The organism is Sulfitobacter sp. SH24, from assembly GCF_965641895.1.
In the GTDB taxonomy this organism is placed as follows: domain Bacteria; phylum Pseudomonadota; class Alphaproteobacteria; order Rhodobacterales; family Rhodobacteraceae; genus Sulfitobacter; species Sulfitobacter dubius.
Window position 1 is genome coordinate 750,310 of sequence record NZ_OZ282575.1, and the last position, 16,207, is coordinate 766,516.

General features: G+C 55.9%; 15 protein-coding genes. 12 read left to right on the forward strand and 3 right to left on the reverse strand.

Going from position 1 to position 16,207, the window contains the following annotated elements:
* The first annotated feature begins 16 nt into the window (after nt 1–16).
* From ACSQ16_RS06195 to ACSQ16_RS06215, 5 genes are all read left to right on the forward strand, one after another.
* Nucleotides 17–1,186, forward strand: coding sequence for an ABC transporter substrate-binding protein (locus tag ACSQ16_RS06195; RefSeq protein WP_243261308.1), 1,170 nt, complete (start codon nt 17–19; stop codon nt 1,184–1,186).
* Between the two features lie 73 nt (nt 1,187–1,259).
* On the forward strand, nt 1,260–2,186 hold the full coding sequence (locus ACSQ16_RS06200) for a branched-chain amino acid ABC transporter permease (RefSeq protein ID WP_093928276.1): 927 nt from the start codon (nt 1,260–1,262) through the stop codon (nt 2,184–2,186).
* Complete coding sequence (locus ACSQ16_RS06205) at nt 2,183–3,133, forward strand: branched-chain amino acid ABC transporter permease (RefSeq protein WP_317405800.1); 951 nt, start codon at nt 2,183–2,185, stop codon at nt 3,131–3,133. The genes ACSQ16_RS06200 and ACSQ16_RS06205 overlap by 4 nt, the downstream gene beginning before the upstream one ends.
* Nucleotides 3,130–3,876, forward strand: coding sequence for an ABC transporter ATP-binding protein (locus ACSQ16_RS06210; protein WP_243261306.1), 747 nt, complete (start codon nt 3,130–3,132; stop codon nt 3,874–3,876). Before ACSQ16_RS06205 ends, ACSQ16_RS06210 begins: the two co-directional genes overlap by 4 nt.
* A complete protein-coding gene (locus ACSQ16_RS06215; protein ID WP_093928278.1) occupies nt 3,873–4,574 on the forward strand; it encodes an ABC transporter ATP-binding protein in 702 nt (233 codons plus the stop codon). The genes ACSQ16_RS06210 and ACSQ16_RS06215 overlap by 4 nt, the downstream gene beginning before the upstream one ends.
* A 108-nt stretch (nt 4,575–4,682) precedes the next feature.
* Here ACSQ16_RS06215 and rlmF read toward each other — a convergent pair whose 3' ends face one another.
* The gene (gene rlmF, locus ACSQ16_RS06220) at nt 4,683–5,588 is read right to left on the reverse strand and encodes a 23S rRNA (adenine(1618)-N(6))-methyltransferase RlmF (protein WP_243261305.1); all 906 of its coding nucleotides are present in this window, start codon (nt 5,586–5,588) and stop codon (nt 4,683–4,685) included.
* A gap of 126 nt (nt 5,589–5,714) precedes the next feature.
* The gene (locus ACSQ16_RS06225) at nt 5,715–6,695 is read right to left on the reverse strand and encodes a LysR family transcriptional regulator (protein WP_093928280.1); all 981 of its coding nucleotides are present in this window, start codon (nt 6,693–6,695) and stop codon (nt 5,715–5,717) included.
* A gap of 198 nt (nt 6,696–6,893) precedes the next feature.
* Between ACSQ16_RS06225 and ACSQ16_RS06230 the strand changes: the two genes are divergently transcribed.
* The 7 genes from ACSQ16_RS06230 (at nt 6,894) to ACSQ16_RS06260 (ending at nt 14,584) form a co-directional block, all read left to right on the forward strand.
* Nucleotides 6,894–7,973, forward strand: coding sequence for a TRAP transporter substrate-binding protein (locus tag ACSQ16_RS06230; RefSeq protein ID WP_243261304.1), 1,080 nt, complete (start codon nt 6,894–6,896; stop codon nt 7,971–7,973).
* A 63-nt stretch (nt 7,974–8,036) separates the two neighbouring features.
* Entirely contained in the window at nt 8,037–8,588 is a 552-nt protein-coding gene (locus tag ACSQ16_RS06235; RefSeq protein ID WP_093928282.1) for a TRAP transporter small permease subunit, read from the forward strand.
* The gene (locus tag ACSQ16_RS06240) at nt 8,585–10,210 is read left to right on the forward strand and encodes a TRAP transporter large permease (protein ID WP_243261303.1); all 1,626 of its coding nucleotides are present in this window, start codon (nt 8,585–8,587) and stop codon (nt 10,208–10,210) included. The genes ACSQ16_RS06235 and ACSQ16_RS06240 overlap by 4 nt, the downstream gene beginning before the upstream one ends.
* 48 nt (nt 10,211–10,258) lie before the next feature.
* Nucleotides 10,259–11,971, forward strand: a complete 1,713-nt coding sequence (gene ilvD / locus ACSQ16_RS06245; RefSeq protein ID WP_093928284.1) for a dihydroxy-acid dehydratase — start codon at nt 10,259–10,261, stop codon at nt 11,969–11,971.
* Nucleotides 11,968–12,873 (forward strand): NAD(P)-dependent oxidoreductase, encoded by a 906-nt coding sequence (locus ACSQ16_RS06250; RefSeq protein WP_243261302.1) that lies wholly within the window; start codon nt 11,968–11,970, stop codon nt 12,871–12,873. Before ilvD ends, ACSQ16_RS06250 begins: the two co-directional genes overlap by 4 nt.
* The gene (locus tag ACSQ16_RS06255; protein WP_243261301.1) at nt 12,870–13,637 is read left to right on the forward strand and encodes an SDR family NAD(P)-dependent oxidoreductase; all 768 of its coding nucleotides are present in this window, start codon (nt 12,870–12,872) and stop codon (nt 13,635–13,637) included. The genes ACSQ16_RS06250 and ACSQ16_RS06255 overlap by 4 nt, the downstream gene beginning before the upstream one ends.
* A 23-nt stretch (nt 13,638–13,660) precedes the next feature.
* Nucleotides 13,661–14,584, forward strand: a complete 924-nt coding sequence (locus tag ACSQ16_RS06260; protein ID WP_243261300.1) for a 2-hydroxyacid dehydrogenase — start codon at nt 13,661–13,663, stop codon at nt 14,582–14,584.
* Between the two features lie 477 nt (nt 14,585–15,061).
* On the opposite strand, the gene rsgA is transcribed toward ACSQ16_RS06260, so the two are convergent.
* On the reverse strand, nt 15,062–16,096 hold the full coding sequence (gene rsgA / locus ACSQ16_RS06265) for a ribosome small subunit-dependent GTPase A (protein WP_243261299.1): 1,035 nt from the start codon (nt 16,094–16,096) through the stop codon (nt 15,062–15,064).
* Between the last annotated feature and the right edge of the window lie 111 nt (nt 16,097–16,207).

Consider the following 16,207-nt stretch of genomic DNA (forward strand, 5'->3'; position numbering starts at 1 on the left):
CCAGGGAGAAACGAACATGAAGAAACATCTTAAATATCTGACAACGAGTCTTGCGATGAGCACGGCGCTAGGGTCGATGGCCCTTGCCGAAGACATTAAAATTGGGATGGTCGTAACACTTTCCGGCCCTCCCGCAGCGCTCGGGCAGCAGATCGTTGATGGGTTCCAGCTTGCGCTGGACGAAAAAGACGGCATGTTGGGCGGCCAGAAAATCGAACTGATCGTCGAAGACGATGAACTCAAGCCAGATGTGGCTCTGCTCAAAGCCACCTCACTTGTTGAACGCGATGAGGTCGATTTTGTCGTCGGTACCGTGTTTTCAAACATGCTTCAGGCGATTTTCAAGCCTGTTGTGCAATCAGAGACGTTCTTGGTCAGCCCAAATGCGGGCCCGTCGACCTTTGCGGGGCGCAATTGTAACCCCTATTTCTTTGTGACGTCTTATCAGAACAACCAGAACGCAGAAATCAGCGGCATGATCGCCAATGAAGAAGGGTTCGAGAGTGTCTTTACCATGGTTCCCAACTATCAGGCGGGCCGAGACAATATCGAAGGTTTCAAACAAACCTTTAAAGGCACAGTCACTGACGAGGTTTTCACGCCGCTGGGGCATCAAGATTTCTCGGCTGAACTGGCGCGGATTTCCACTTCGGACGCTGATGCGGTCTTTACCTTTATGCCCGGCGGCATGGGTGTGCGTTTGGTCAATCAGTTCGCCAATGCGGGCCTGTCTGAAAATACAAAATTCATGTCCGTTTTCACCACAGATGAAACAACATTGCCGGGGCAGAAAGATGCGGCTGTTGGGTTCCTTGCGGCAGGTTCATGGGCGCCGGATCTGGCCAATGACGCAAACACCGCCTTTGTTTCTGCGTTTGAAGCGAAATACGGCTATGTGCCGGGCTCTTACGCGATGCAGGCCTACGATGCAGCCAGCCTTATCGACAGTGCCGTTGCCAAAACCGGCGGCGACCTAAGCGATAAAGATGCGGTGCGCGCAGCCCTCAAAGAGGCTGATTTCACCTCCCTGCGCGGCGATTTTTCGTTCAACAATAACCACTATCCGGTTCAGGATTTTCACATGTTGAACGTGATCAAACGGGATGATGGCAATTACCAAACCTCTTTTGTGCGCACTATCGCCGAAGATTACCCCGATAGCTTCCACCAAGACTGCAAAATGTAACTTTTGATATCTCAAAAGGGTGCCTGGCTATATGGGCCAGGCATTTTCTCTCTAATCTAAAAGGCACGTTTTGATGTCTACGACACTGTTTCTAATTCTGTGCCTGAACGGCCTTCAATACGGCATGCTGTTGTTTTTGATTGCAGCGGGGCTGACGCTTGTGTTTGGCGTGATGGGTTTCATCAATCTGGCCCATGGGGTGCAATATATGGTCGGCGCATATCTGGTCTATGCCTATGTGCAATTGACTGGCAGCTTTATTGTTGCAGTGTTCTTGTCGCTCGGCACCGCGTTGATATTTGGCCTATTACTAGAATTTTTTGTCTTCCGGCACCTCTACACCCGCAGCCACCTAGATCAGGTGCTGGCAACATTCGGCATCATCATTTTTCTTAACGAATTGGCCAAGGTTGTTTTTGGGCCGGCCACCTTGTCTGTCGCGCCGCCTGAATTTCTGGCGGGTTCCATTCAGTTGACAGAAACGCTGCGCTATCCGGTCTACCGCTTTGCCACCATCATTGCGGGGCTTGCTGTGGCGGCAGTGCTTTATTTTACCATCAGTTACACGCGCATCGGCATGTTGATCCGCGCCGGGGCTACCTCGGCTGAAATGGTTTCCGCGCTTGGGGTGAACATCCAGCGTCTGTTTATGATCGTGTTTGGGGTGGGCGCCATGCTGGCCGGCTTCGCAGGCGTCATCGCCGCGCCGATATTCGCGATCGAGCCGGGCATGGGCGACAACATTCTCATCGTGACCTTTGTTGTCATCATCATCGGCGGGATCGGGTCAATTGGCGGCGCATTCATTGCTGCGCTACTCGTCGGGTTGATCGACACACTCGGGCGCAGTTTCGCGACCGAAATCCTCTCAACCTTGTTTTCACCGTCATTTGCCAACCAGATCGGGCCAGCCTTGGCGTCGATGCTGATCTACATCCTGATGGCTGCGATCCTTGTGTTCCGTCCAAAAGGGCTGTTGCCTGCCAAAGGGGTCGCATGATGGATCGTTCACTGGTTTTTGCGGCGATCCTATTTGGTCTGTTGCTGTTGATGCCCTTTTTGCTGCCTTTGTTCGGGTCAGAGTATCTGATCGGATTGATCATCAAAGCGATGCTGCTTGCCATTGCCGCCATCTCGCTTGATCTGCTGATCGGGCATGGCGGAATGGTCAGCTTGGGGCATGCGGCCTTTGTTGGTGTTGGTGCCTATGCGACGGCGATCGGGCTGGAAAATGGAATTGAAAATATCCTTTTGCTGCTGGTCATTGCGCTTGCTGTGACGTGTTTTGTTGCCTTGGTTACGGGCAGCCTCGCGCTGCGCACCAGCGGGGTTTATTTCCTGATGATCACACTCGCGTTCGGGCAAATGACCTATTTTACGCTGACCTCCCTTGCGGCCTATGGCGGTGATGACGGTCTTACCCTGTGGTCGCTGGCGACCCTGTTTGGCAGCAATATTGTGCAAAGTGGTAGCGGGCTTTATTTTCTCGTTCTCGGGACGCTTTTTGCAACGTGGTGGGGCGTTTTCCAGATCAGCCGCTCGCGGTTTGGCCGGGTACTGCGCGCGGCGCGGGACAATCCTGAACGAGCGGAGGTGATGGGATATGCCGTGACCCGCTATCGCCTCATTGCCTATCTGATTGCCGCCATGATTGCCGGTGTCTCAGGCCTATTGCTGGTGCAGCACGCCGAATTTGTTAGCCCTGCACTTGCCACATGGCAGCGTTCGGGGGATTTGATTGTGGTCGTGGTTCTGGGTGGGCTGGGCAGCCGCAATGGCGCGATCCTTGGCGCGTTTTTTATCGTGATTATCGAAGAAGTGCTCGGCTCGTTTGTCCATGAATGGCGGCTAATCTATGGCCCTGTTTTGGTGCTCATGGTGCTATTTGCAAAAGGCGGTATCGCTGACTTGTTTGTGTCTAAAGACGCAAAGGGGCGCGCAGCATGAGCAGTTTGGAAATACGCAACCTGAACAAAAGCTTTGGTGCATTGACGGTCAGCCGAGACATTTCAATCAGCATTGGTACTGGTCAGTGTCATGCACTGATCGGTCCAAACGGCGCGGGAAAGACGACGCTGATCCACCAGATCTCGGGGGGGTTACGCTCGGATTCCGGCAATATCTTGATGGATGGCCAAGAGATTTCGCACTTGTCCGTTTCGCGGCGGGTACAAGCCGGACTGGGCCGCACGTTCCAGATTACAACAGTTTTGCCCAGCTTTACCGCGTTGGAAAACACCGCCATTGCCGCGCAGGCCAAATCGGGATCGAGCTTGCGGTTTTTCCGCAATGCCGCGCGCGAAACTGCACTCAACGAATTTGCCCTTGCCACCTTGCAGCGTGTCGGGCTTGAACACCGCGCCAACATCCCGGCGATGGATCTGTCGCATGGGGAGTTGCGTCTACTGGAGCTGGCAATTGCGCTTGCGGGAAAGCCGAAGTTTCTGCTGCTAGATGAACCAATGGCCGGGCTTGGCCGGGCAGAAGGTGTCGCATTGGTTGCCCTCTTGGCCAGCCTGCGCGGATCGCTTCCGATGCTTATGGTGGAGCATGATATGGATGCGATTTTTCAGTTGGCCGATACGGTTTCGGTGTTGGTTGATGGCAGTATTGTGGCCCAAGGCACACCTGATGAAGTGCGCGCCGATCCCGTCGCGCGCGCGGCCTATTTGGGAGAAGCCGGGAAATGAACACGCTGGTTAATATTGAGAATCTGCATGCAGGATACGGCAATACGCAGATCCTGTCGGGCGTCGATCTGGACATCACCGAAGGTCAGGTCAGCACCCTTATGGGGCGCAATGGCATGGGAAAAACTACAACCATTCGCTGCCTGATGGGCTTGCTCAAACCTTTTAAGGGGCAGATCACCATTGCGCAAAAAGACATGATCGGCGCTGCCCCCTACCAGATCGCGCAAGCGGGTGTGGGGCTGGTGCCTGAGGGTCGCCACATTTTTCCTTCCCTCACGGTAGCCGAGAACCTGCGTGCCACCGCCCGTCCCATTGCTGATGGTTGGACGCAAGAACGCGTTTATGATGCCTTTCCCCGCTTGAGCCAGCGGGTGAATAACCTTGGGTTTCAATTGTCAGGTGGGGAACAGCAGATGCTGGCCATCGGGCGCGCGTTGATGACCAATCCTAAACTGCTTATTCTTGACGAAGCAACCGAAGGTTTGGCACCGCTTATCCGCGAGGAGATCTGGTCAATGTTGGGCAGGTTGAAAAAGGACGGCCTGTCGATTTTATTGATTGATAAAAACCTCGACGAGCTCTCTCGGATTTCTGATCGCTATTTCGTCATCGAAAAAGGGGAGATCGTCTGGAAAGGCGATTCACCTGCTTTTCATAAGGAGCGGGATCACGTGGAGCAGTTCTTGCATTTGTGAATGGACGGGCTCCGTGGCTACCGCGCTCGCTCAATCCGGAACCTCAAACTCTCAAAACCAAACCCGCATACTCTCGTTATGAATGAGGGACCAGCGGGGGGGGGCAGGTCAGGTGCGTTGCTTCTTCTTGATGTAGGTCCAAGCGATAAAGCGACTTGTTTTTTGCCCCTGTGCCATTTCGACGACTTTGTATTCAGCGACCTTGGCTTTTCCTAGAATTCGATGGAGCGGCTGGAGGTTGTCTTTCTTTGATACCAATGTGGTAAACCAAAGACACTGTTTGGCGAACTCCGTGCTCTCATTAACCATGCGGGCGATAAACTTTATCTCGCCACCCGGGTACCAAAGTTCAGCATCGCGACCACCGAAATTGAGTTTTGCCGAGCGCCCTTTGCCAAGGCCTGCCCACTTGCGTTGAGTCCCCTTCTTGGCTTGTTCTTTAGACCCGTGGAACGGTGGGTTGCACATGGTGACATGAAAAGCATCGTCGGGCTGGATCACACCGCGAAAGATATTCTCGGGGTTCGTCTGTAGCCTAAGGTCGATGTCCAACCCGTTAGATTCGCAAATTTGGCGTGCCGATTTGATGGCGCCTGCGTCTACATCGACGCCAGTAAAATGCCAACCATACTCGCTCTGGCCCGTTAGGGGGTACACCAAGCTTGCACCGGTGCCGATGTCCAACACCCTGATATGCCGCCCCTGCGGCAGGACCACGTTTTCATCTCCGTCGGTAAGCAAGTCTGCGAGATGGTGGATGTAGTCCACGCGGCCTGGTATTGGAGGGCAAAGATAGCCGGCGGGGATATCCCAAGATTTGATACTATAATGCGTCCTTAACAACGCCTGATTGAGCGTCCGAACAGCCATCGGGTTCTGAAAATTTATCGTCGGCCGACCAACAGGACTATTGATTATGAAGGGCTCAAGCTCAGGTGTCTGTGCGACCAAACGCTTGAAATCATATCCTTCTAAGTGTTGATTCCGGGGGTGGAGCTTCGCTTTGCTGGCCATGGGACGCCTTTGTTAAAGTGTGGAGGACATGGCCCTTCAGGCAGTTTCTCAGGCTTAAGCTTTCATCCGCGAAGTGTAAATTTCTAACCTGCTATATCGACAGAAGCCGAGAACGACCGGCGATGCCTAGAGCTGTTTTGGTGCGTCACCCAATTCACTATCACCCTGTTCTATTGGCGATGACCCAAGACCCTGCGGCTCGCCCGGTGCGATTCCGGCAAAGAATTGGTCAAACCGGCACGTCTCTTGAATTAGTTCAATCAGGGCCAACACGGCCGGGCTGCGCGTGCTTTCTGAGTACGCAACCACATAGGCCAACGGGTCGGGCTTCAGATCTGGCGAAATGCGGCTGACTGCCGCAGAGAATGGGGCCGTATCAAGTATGAAATCAGGCAGTACGGAAATACCATAATTCGAAGTTACTAAGGCGATCATTGCCAGCAGGCCGTCCGCGACGATGACACCACCTAGGTCAGTGCCTTCTGCGCGGGGGCTGCGCGCTACGACCTGATCAAAAAGGGTATTTTCCTGCGCGATCAGGGGCGTCCCGGTCAGGAGGTCTGAGTTCAGGGGGGTGTCTTGCGGGAATTCCCCCCGTGCCGCGCAAAACGATGTCGTTAAGGAGCCAACCGTTTCAAGGGTAAAGCCCGGCGGGTAAAGCGCGGAAGGAACCACCACGAGATCAAGCTCGTTCTCGACAAGCATCTGGCGCAACTTAAAGGCGGACCCCACCCGAAGGTCTAGTTCGAGCCTTGGAAAAGTGGCGTGAACCCTACGCATAAAGTCGGGGATCCAGCTGAAGGAGGAGAGTTCGGTGACGCCAATAGAGACACGGCGCGCGATCATCTCGGGCGAGGACAAACCCGCCACCAACTGATCGGTGCTTTCCAGGATGCCTGCGGCCTGCAGGCAGGCTTCTTGGCCCCGACGGGATAGGGTTGGAACACGGGTAGTTCGATCAAACAAGGCGGCTCCGGTCACCTGTTCGAAGTCTTGGATGCGCCGGGTGATGGTTGACTGCGATGTCTGCAAGTGCCGTGCGGCGGCCTCAAAGCTTCCTAAACGGCCGATCCAATAGAGCGCTTCCAACTGTTTCAACGTTACCATGCGAAGGCCTCACCTAACGAAAGCTGCGAAAGGGCCGCAGCAGAGAAGGCTATGTTTGCCTCAACTGTTGCAGAAAGTGAAACTCAAAATTAAAAATATTCCGTATTGCGGAACTAAATCAGTTCGACCTATGGTGCGTGCGACGAGGTTGGTGCGCGACCGTATCTCCCTTGTTCACATCAGGGAGGATGATCACCAATGAAACGCAGAACAGTATTGTCTGGTGCCGCATTTGGCGCTGCCGCCTTAACACTTGCCGCGCCAGCTGTGGCGCAGAACAAGCGTGTCCTAAAGCTGGTTGGGACATTCCCACGCGGGTTTCCCGGGCTTGGACATGCTGCTGAAAATATTGCCAAGCAGGTTACCGCCGCTACGGACGGCGCGCTGACGGTTGAATATTTTGGCGGCGGCGAATTGGTGCCCCCTTACGGCGTGAACGATGCAGTATCTACCGGTGCCGCAGAGATGGGTCATACGTCGCCCTATTTCGCCGCCGGCAAGATCAAAGCGTCAATGTATTATACCAACATGCCCTACGGCCTTTCTGCGGGCGAACTTGCAGGCTGGATCCGCTATGGTGGCGGACAGGAACTGTGGAATGAGGCCTATGGGCCGTTCAACCTCAAACCATTCTGGGCGGGTAGCTCAATGGCGCAGGCCGGTGGGTGGTTCAAAAAGCCGATCAATTCGCTGGATGACATGCAGGGCTTGAAGATGCGCATCGCTGGATTGGGGGGTGCGATCATGCAAAAGATCGGGGTGTCCTCGGTGAATTTGCCCACAGGCGAAATTTTTCCCGCTTTGCAATCCGGCGTCGTCGATGGGGCGGAGTTTGTTGGGCCTTGGAACGACAAGGCTCTGGGATTGGCTAAGGTCGCCCCGCATTATTATATGCCAGCCCCACACGAAACGGGCGCGGGTCTGGAATGTATCGTGCGTAAGGACGTGTGGGAAGAATTCACACCCGCGCAAAAGGTCATTGTTGAATCGGTCATTTCTGCTGTCGCGGATGAGACGACTTCGGCCTTCGCCTATAACAACGTTGTCGCCTTGCAGCAGTTGATCGCAGAAGGCGTGACACCGTCAGTATTCCCCGATGACGTCGTTGACGCATTGGGTAAGGCTTCGGTCGAGGTGATGGAAGCCTACCCAGACGGTGATGAGATGTCCGAAAAGATTCACGGGCCTTATGTCGAGTACCTCAAGCAGGCCGTGTTCTGCGGCAAGCTTCTGGAAGGTCAGATGTACGCTGACCGTGCCCGCGCCTGGGGCATCTAATCTTTAGGAACGCATCGGCGGGGCGCAATTGCGGCCCGCCTTCGTGGCGAAAAGGACAACCTCATGAAACAGATTGCCGCCGCGATTGATGCGGTGAACGACCTTACCGGGCGCGTGATTTGCTGGGGCATTTTGTTGATGGTGATCTTGCAGTTTGCCGTCGTCATCGCCCGCTACGTTTTCTCGACGTCGACGCTGTTTGGCATTCCCGCAGTGTGGTTTCAGGAGGGGGTGGTCTACCTGCATGGTATGACCATTCTGCTGGGCACCGCATATGCGATGCTTTGGAACAAGAACGTCCGCGTTGATATTCTGTATGACAAAGCCAGCCCACGTGTGCAGGATCTAACCGAATTTTTTGGCAGCCTGCTGTTCGTGTTGCCGCTTTGCTTGGTGATTGGCTGGTCTGCGCTGCCCAACGTTGTCGGCGCTTGGGCGGTCAAGGAAGGGTCGCTCGAACCCAATGGCATTCCGTTCCGCTATGTTCTCAAGGCGTTATCGCTCGTTTTCTGCGTGCTCGTTTCCGCGCAAGCCCTCTCGACGATGATCAAAGCCTTCTTGCGTCTGACAGGGCGCTCAAGCGACCCGATTTATGAAGTGAGTGATGAACTGTGAGCGGATTGATAGCACATCTTGACCTTTTGATGTTCCCGGTGGCGATTGTCTTGCTCCTTCGCGGTTTCCCGGTTGCCTTTACGCTGGCCGGTGTTGGTTTGCTCTTTTCAGTGCTGGGCGCTGTTTTTCAGGTCGGCTTTTTCGCAGGGGGCGACCTTTCATTCCTTCGGGCCTTGTTCGGCCGCATCTTCGGGCTGATGGACGAAACAAACGAAGTGCTCGTCGCGGTTCCGCTATTTGTGTTCATGGGCGTGACATTGGAGCGTAGCGGCGTCGCCGCAGATTTGCTGAGCTCAATGGCCAAAATCTTTGGTCGCTTGCCCGGTGGCCTTGGTATCTCTGTCGCTATTGTCGGGATGTTGCTGGCGGCCTCCACCGGTATCGTGGGCGCGACGGTCGTCACGATGGGCCTGATTTCACTGCCTACCATGCTGAAAGCCAATTACGACAAACGCCTATCAACAGGCATTATCGCTGCATCTGGCACGCTGGGGCAGATCATTCCCCCATCGCTGGTTTTGATCATTCTCGGCGATGTGCTGTCGAACGCCTATATCACCGCGCGCCGCAATGCTGGGGATTGGGCACCCGATCCGGTTTCGGTCGGCGATATTTTTGCGGGTGCCCTTTTGCCCGGGCTGATCCTTGTCGGTGCTTATGTGCTCTATATCCTTTGCGTGGCTCTTTTCGCTCCGCACCGCGCGCCAAGTGTGGTGGCCGAGGGGGAAAAGGTATCGCTTGGTCCTGTTTTGCTGCTGCTGGCCCCGCCGCTTTTGCTGATTGTTGCTGTGTTGGGCTCCATCCTTTTCGGTGTCGCCACCCCGACCGAGGCTGCCTCAATCGGATCTATTGGTGCGATCCTGCTGGCGGGGCAACGCCTGTCGGATCGATCTTCGCTGCCGCAGTTGGTGGCCGTTATCGGCGCGATCATCGTTGTCTACTTCGTGTTGAACTTTGATCTGCGCCTCGCAAAATCTACGATCACCTCAGGTGATAAGATCAACATCGCTATTGTCTCTCTTGGCTTGATCGCCTTCACTTGGGGCAGTGCTGTAAGCCTTTGGCGGATCTGGCTGTCGAAAACAGCGGATGAGCCGTCTGTCCTCACGTCTATTCTGCGCGCCTCGTTGCATATGTCGGTCATGGTTTTTGCCATCTATATCGGCGCGCAGGTCTTTAACCTCGCGTTCCGCGGTCTTGGTGGTGAGGAAACGGTTAATGAGTTCTTCACAGGTCTCCCCGGCGGGCCGTGGATTGCATTGGGCAGCATGCTGTTGATCATGTTCCTGTTGGGGTTCTTCCTCGATTTCCTAGAGATCGTTTTCGTCGTCACCCCGATTATGGCGCCAGTGCTTTTCTCCTTCAGTGGGGCAGATGGGTCGGTATTGTTTCATCCGGTCTGGATTGCCGTTGTAATGGGGTTGAACTTGCAGACATCGTTCCTGACACCGCCGTTCGGATTTGCACTGTTCTATCTGCGCGCTGTCGCCCCCAAAGAGGTGACCACCGGAGATATCTATCGCGGCATCATTCCCTTTGTCGTGATCCAGATCGTCATTCTGGCTGTGGTCCTTTGGTGGAGCGATTTGGCCACATGGCTGCCTGCGCTTTTGACGAGTTGATCGCTCCGCCATCTCTTCCAAACACTCTAATTTCCTAGGACACCGTTCATGAAAACGCCGCGCTTTCGCTCAGAAACCATCCGTGATGGCATCATCCGCAGCACCACACGCAGCTTTCTCTATGCGCTTGGTCTGGACGATGAGGATATCTCGAACCCGCATGTAGCGGTGATCCATACCGGTGGCGATATGAGCCCGTGCAACACCAGTTTGCGCGATCAGGCACAGCACGCGAAGACCGGTGTGTTCGCAGCGGGGGGCACGCCGCATGAGTGTCCCGTGGTCTCGGTGTCGGATGGCCTTAGCGTAGCGCATTCCGGCATGCGGTTCTCGCTCATCTCGCGCGATCTGATCGCCGATAGTGTTGAGGCAACGGTGCGCGGCCACCAGTGGGACGGCATTTTTGGCATTGGCGGCTGTGATAAGAACATGCCGGGCCTGATGATGGGAATGACTCGCTGCAATGTGCCGTCGTTGTTTTTGTATGGCGGGTCGTCACTGCCCGGTCAAATAGGCGGCAAAGATGTCAATATCGTCGATACCTATGAGACGATTGGCAAAGTTCTGGCAGGCGAGGCGACCGAAGAAGAACTGGATCAGATGACCCGCAGTTGTCTGCCCACCTCAGGCGCATGCGCGGGGCAGTTTACGGCGAATACGATGGGTATGGTTTCAGAGATATTGGGCTTTGCACTGATGGGCTCGTCGATGGTCCCTGCGGTCTATGCCGCGCGTGCGCCGCTGGCCCGCCGTGCGGGCAAAGTGTTGATGCAGGCCGTGAAGGGCGACGCGCCTTTGCCGCGGGATCTGGTCACCCGCAAATCGCTTGAGAACGCCTGCGCCGTGGTTGCGGCGACAGGCGGGTCAACCAACGCCGCGCTGCATATCCCGGCGATCGCGCATGAGGCGGGCATTGCGTTTCACCTTGATGATGTTGCCGAGGTATTTGCCCGCACGCCGCTGATCGCGGACCTTAAGCCGGGCGGTCGCTTTCTGGCGCGGGACGTATTCTATGCGGGGGGCGCGCCTGCGATCTTTAAATCTCTGTTGGATGGCGGGTTTTTGCATGGTGATTGCCTGTCGATCACGGGCAAGACCATCGCCGAAGAGCTTTGCGAAACCCCAAAGCCTGATGGCGAAGTCGTTCGTCCCACCGCAAAAGCCATTGCACCGACTGGCGGGGTTGTTGTGCTTAAGGGGAATCTGGCGCCGGATGGTGCATTGCTGAAGGTTGCAGGTCTGAAAAAGCTCGTCCACAGCGGCCCGGCGCGGGTATTCGAATGTGAAGAGGACTGTTTGAAAGCGATCCGAACGCTGGATTACGCCGAAGGCGACGTGATCGTGATCCGTAACGAAGGGCCGCGCGGTGGGCCGGGTATGCGCGAGATGCTGGGCATTACCGCGTTGATTTATGGGCAGGGCAACGGTGAAAAAGTCGCATTGATCACTGACGGCCGCTTCTCTGGGGCGACCCGCGGGATGTGCATCGGCTATGTCTGCCCAGAGGCGGCAAGCGATGGCCCCGTGGGGCTGCTAAAAGACGGAGACATCATCGACATCGATGCGAACGCGGGGGTTTGCACCCTTGCCATGCAGGTGGATGATGAAACCCTTGCCCAACGCCGAAAGGAGCGCGTTGAGCGTCCAACAATTGCCAAAGGCGGATTGCTTGAGAAATACGCAGCCACGGTTGGGCCTGCCGATAAAGGGGCAGTCACCCATAGTGGCAATGTCGTGTGGGAGAAGGATCCGATTGGATGAAGATCGGCTTTGTAGGGTTGGGTGACATGGGGCTGCCGATGGCCCAGTGCCTTTTGGCAGCGGGTCACGATGTTGTCGCTTGGAATAGATCTCCGACCCCGCTGGCTACATTGGCCGCGAAAGGCGCAATCGCCGCCGCGTCGCCCGCTGAGGTTATGGAGAAGGCAGCTATTATCGGGATTTGCGTTTCTTCTCATGATGTTGTGGAAACCATTGCCTTTGGTGCCGATGGTCTGTTTTCAGCACCTACGATCAAAGCGCGCGCGATTGCCGACTTCTCAACCGGCGCGGCAGATGCATCGCGGATCTTTGCCGAGCGCGCAGCCAAGCTGGGTGTCGCGTGGGTCGACGCCCCGGTAAGCGGCGGTGTCGAGGCCGCGCAAAAGGGCGAGTTGATCGTTTTCGCTGGCGGAACGGCAGAGGGTATCAACGCGCTTGGGCCTCTGTTGGACGCAGTTTCGGCGCGGGTGACACATATGGGCGCGTCGGGTAGCGGGCAGGTAACAAAAATCTGCAACCAAATGATCGTTGCAGCAAATGTCATCGCCATCGCTGAAACGACAGCCTTCGCGCGTAAGGCGGGCGTAGACGTCGCTGCTCTTGCTCCGGCGCTCGCAGGTGGTTTCGCGGATTCTGCTCCTTTGCGTATTTTCGGCCCTCGTATGGCAACTCGAACCTTTACGCCTCGGTTGGGCGCAATCGAATTGATGCGCAAGGATGTGGGGCTCGCACAATCATTGGCGGCGGAAATAGGCGCTGACGTGCCGCTGACCGACGCAGCGCGTGCCGTATATGACCGGGCAGGCGAACACCTTTCTGTGTCGCCAGAGGCCGACCTCTCTGCCTTGGTCTGTCTCTATGAAGACGCGATTGCCCATTCCGACGAAGGAGAGCCAAAATGACGAAAACAGTTGTGATCACGGGGGGCGCTTCGGGGATTGGACGGGCCTGCTCTCAGTACTTCATGCAGAACGGTTGGAACGTCGTCCTCAGCTACCTTCTCGACAGTGAGAAAGCCGCCGCTGATGCCTTGGCGGAAGAGGCCAAAGGAAGGAACGTTCAATCAATCTCGTTGCAATCGGACGTTACCAAAGACGATGATTGCAGAGGACTGGCTGCACTTGCCACGAAGACCTTTGGCCGGATCGACGCCCTTGTCTCCTCGGCTGGGACGACACGGTTGGTTCCGCATGGTGACCTCGATGCGCTGACCATGGATGATTTCATGAAGACCGCAGCGGTGAATACAGCGGGTCCATTTCAGATCGTGCGGGCCTGTGCGGAAGCGCTCAAAGCGGGGGAGGGCGGTAGCGTGGTCATCGTCTCGTCCTACGGTGCGATTTGGGGCACTGGATCCTCGATTGCCTATGCAGCATCAAAAGGGGCAACCAACACGTTGACCATGTCCTTGGCACGGGTGTTGGCACCCAAGGTTAGGGTAAATGCCGTTTGCCCGGCGTTGATTGCTGGCGGATTTGTCGAACGTATGGACAAGCAGGTGTTTGACGCGCGGGTTGAGTTGCAAGAGGCGCGGGCACCTTTGCAGATGGTCGGCCAGCCTGAAGATGTAGCCGCAGATGTGTTCTGGCTGTCTACCGGTGCGCGGCTGATGACCGGCTCTGTGTTGTCGCTCGACAGTGGGCTGCATTTGAATGGCGATAGCTAAGTCCCAAAATCGTAAGGAACATTATGTCTGATCTTCTTCTGCTCACGAACGTTACAGACGATATGCGCAAACAGCTTGCGCAGGTATTTACCATTCATAAGGCTGATGACTATCCAGCGGAAAAGATCACGCATGTTCTCACCAGTGGTAGCGTTGGTATCCCACGTGCAACGATGGAGACGTTGCCTAATCTCAAGGCGATTAGCAATTATGGCGTGGGATACGACGCCATCGACATCGATGCTGCGATCGCGCAAGGCGTTATGGTATCGCACACACCCAATGTCCTGAATTCAGACGTGGCGACGACCGCCGTCATGCTGATGTTGATGTGTTACCGAGAGGCCTTGCGCGATGATGCATGGGCGCGTTCGGGAGATTGGGAGGCTTTGGGGGCAGCGCCACTGACGCGTTCCCCTGACAATCAGACCATCGGTATCCTAGGATTGGGGCGGATCGGGCAGGCGATCGCTGACAAACTCGCCCCGTGGAACCCAACTATCGTCTACCACTCGCGCAACGAAAAAGACGTGGCCTACAAGTATTATCGTGATGTGGTGGAAATGGCTGCGGATTGTGATGTCCTGATATGTGTAACCCCCGGTGGCGTAGGAACCAAAGGCATCGTGAATGCCGATGTCCTCGCGGCTTTGGGTCCTCAAGGCACCTTGGTGAACGTCAGTCGTGGTTCAGTTGTGGATGAAGCGGCCCTTATCGAGGCCTTGGAGACGGGTAAGTTGGGCTGGGCCGGTTTGGATGTTTTTGAGACTGAGCCTGCCATTCCACAGGCATTGAAAAACCTGTCGAACACAGTGTTGCTGCCCCATGTCGGCAGCGCGACGGTGGAGACCCGATTGGCGATGGGGCAACTTGCTGTGGACAACATCATTCAACACCAGCACGACGGCACGATGCTTACAAAAGTGCCTGAACATGAGGGCGGATAAACGGCAAGAGAACCGCCCGTTAGACTGGCATTAGAACGGCCCGACTGCCTGCCGAGCAGGTGTATGTATCAGACGAAAGGCAGCCCCCTTGGGGACGTTCGCCTGCGAGGTGCGGAGCGTTGGACCTGAGGCCCCGAGTTTCGACAGCATCTCTGCATAGCCGCTACGCTTGCACCCTCCATAGGCGCAGCCTGCCCGGCAAGACCATGCTGCGCCAGCGTGCGTTGGACCAGATCGTTGGCAGCCGTTAATCCACATAGCCAAGATTGATCGTCATCTTTTCGCTGTCAGGGGTCTTTTCGCGTAGACGCCGAACATTGCTCATCTTCAACTCTCCATCCATGTGGATGGTATGGGGATGTTGGCGTGGGAGTTTGCGAGAGTGGAACGCAGTTTGATCGCCGCAGCACCCACATAGGGCGGCGGCATTCGGCTGCGGTGTATGGCGAGAAGCGTACCGTCGAAATCAGAGCACAGTCAGCGAAACTTTCCGCGCGGGCCGGATTTCTTGTTTCCCCGCGCACCGGTCACGGTAGGTGTGTTCTGTTGATTTTCTTCATGCAGTTTGCGCCAGCGTTCTAAACGCGCCGCGTCCAACGTCCCCGCAGCAACCGCCGCCTGAACCGCGCAGCCGGGTTCATGCAGATGTGTGCAATCGCGAAATCGGCAGTTAGGTGCAAGTTCGGTAATCTCTGCAAAAAGCGCCTCAAGCCCGGAGGACACATCGCTTACATGAAGGGTGCGCATACCGGGGGTATCAATGACCCACCCGCCACCTGCGATCCGGTGCAGCGATCGCGCGGTGGTCGTGTGCCGACCTTTGGCATCATCTTCCCGGATCGCGCCCGTGGCCTGTTTTGCCTCATCAGATTTACGCGCAAGCGTGTTGAGCAGCGTCGATTTCCCAACCCCGGATGACCCGATGAGCGCGACTGTCTGCCCAGTGCCACACCACGGAGCCAGTGCCGCTACGGCATCCAATGAGCGTGCGTTAATGGTGACGACCTCAAGTTCGCGTTGAAGGGCTGCGGCCTGTGCCTCATAGGGTGCCGGATCAGCCACTTGATCGGCCTTCGTCAAGACGATCACCGCCCTCGTGCCCGCCTCGTTGGCAAGCGCCAGATAACGTTCCAGCCGCGCTGGATTAAAATCATCGTTGCACGAGGTGACGACAAAGACCGTATCCACATTTGCGGCGATCAGTTGCGGATTGCGTGCGCCGACCGTCTGACGCTCAAGCAAAGACCGCCGTTCAAGCCGCCGAACAAGGAGGTGACTCTGTGGCTGCGCCAGAACCCAGTCACCAACCGCAAAATGCGATGTGTTGATATGAGCTGGCAGGCTGATCCTGACCGGGCCATGGGTGGATTCACCTTTCATTCGGGACCGGTGCACAGAACTGATGCGCAGGGCATCATACTCTTCGTCTTCGGGAGTAAGTTGCTCTTCATAGAAGGGTGCCCAACCAAGGCCTGGCAAGGTGACAGTTGCAGAGGGGGCGTTATTATTCATGTTCTATTTCGATAAGGTGGCAATCTCGATCTGGCTTATGCCCATGATCGGTTCGGCAGGCAGCAACAAACTGACCTCTACGCATAGACGTTGCCTACGTCACCAAAAAAC

Coding starts and splice junctions, on each gene's coding strand:
- ACSQ16_RS06195 (WP_243261308.1), top strand. CDS start 17: ATGAAGAAACATCTTAAATATCTGACAACGAGTCTTGCGATGAGCACG.
- ACSQ16_RS06200 (WP_093928276.1), top strand. CDS start 1,260: ATGTCTACGACACTGTTTCTAATTCTGTGCCTGAACGGCCTTCAATAC.
- ACSQ16_RS06205 (WP_317405800.1), top strand. CDS start 2,183: ATGATGGATCGTTCACTGGTTTTTGCGGCGATCCTATTTGGTCTGTTG.
- ACSQ16_RS06210 (WP_243261306.1), top strand. CDS start 3,130: ATGAGCAGTTTGGAAATACGCAACCTGAACAAAAGCTTTGGTGCATTG.
- ACSQ16_RS06215 (WP_093928278.1), top strand. CDS start 3,873: ATGAACACGCTGGTTAATATTGAGAATCTGCATGCAGGATACGGCAAT.
- rlmF (WP_243261305.1), bottom strand. CDS start 5,588: ATGGCCAGCAAAGCGAAGCTCCACCCCCGGAATCAACACTTAGAAGGA.
- ACSQ16_RS06225 (WP_093928280.1), bottom strand. CDS start 6,695: ATGGTAACGTTGAAACAGTTGGAAGCGCTCTATTGGATCGGCCGTTTA.
- ACSQ16_RS06230 (WP_243261304.1), top strand. CDS start 6,894: ATGAAACGCAGAACAGTATTGTCTGGTGCCGCATTTGGCGCTGCCGCC.
- ACSQ16_RS06235 (WP_093928282.1), top strand. CDS start 8,037: ATGAAACAGATTGCCGCCGCGATTGATGCGGTGAACGACCTTACCGGG.
- ilvD (WP_093928284.1), top strand. CDS start 10,259: ATGAAAACGCCGCGCTTTCGCTCAGAAACCATCCGTGATGGCATCATC.
- ACSQ16_RS06250 (WP_243261302.1), top strand. CDS start 11,968: ATGAAGATCGGCTTTGTAGGGTTGGGTGACATGGGGCTGCCGATGGCC.
- ACSQ16_RS06255 (WP_243261301.1), top strand. CDS start 12,870: ATGACGAAAACAGTTGTGATCACGGGGGGCGCTTCGGGGATTGGACGG.
- ACSQ16_RS06260 (WP_243261300.1), top strand. CDS start 13,661: ATGTCTGATCTTCTTCTGCTCACGAACGTTACAGACGATATGCGCAAA.
- rsgA (WP_243261299.1), bottom strand. CDS start 16,096: ATGAATAATAACGCCCCCTCTGCAACTGTCACCTTGCCAGGCCTTGGT.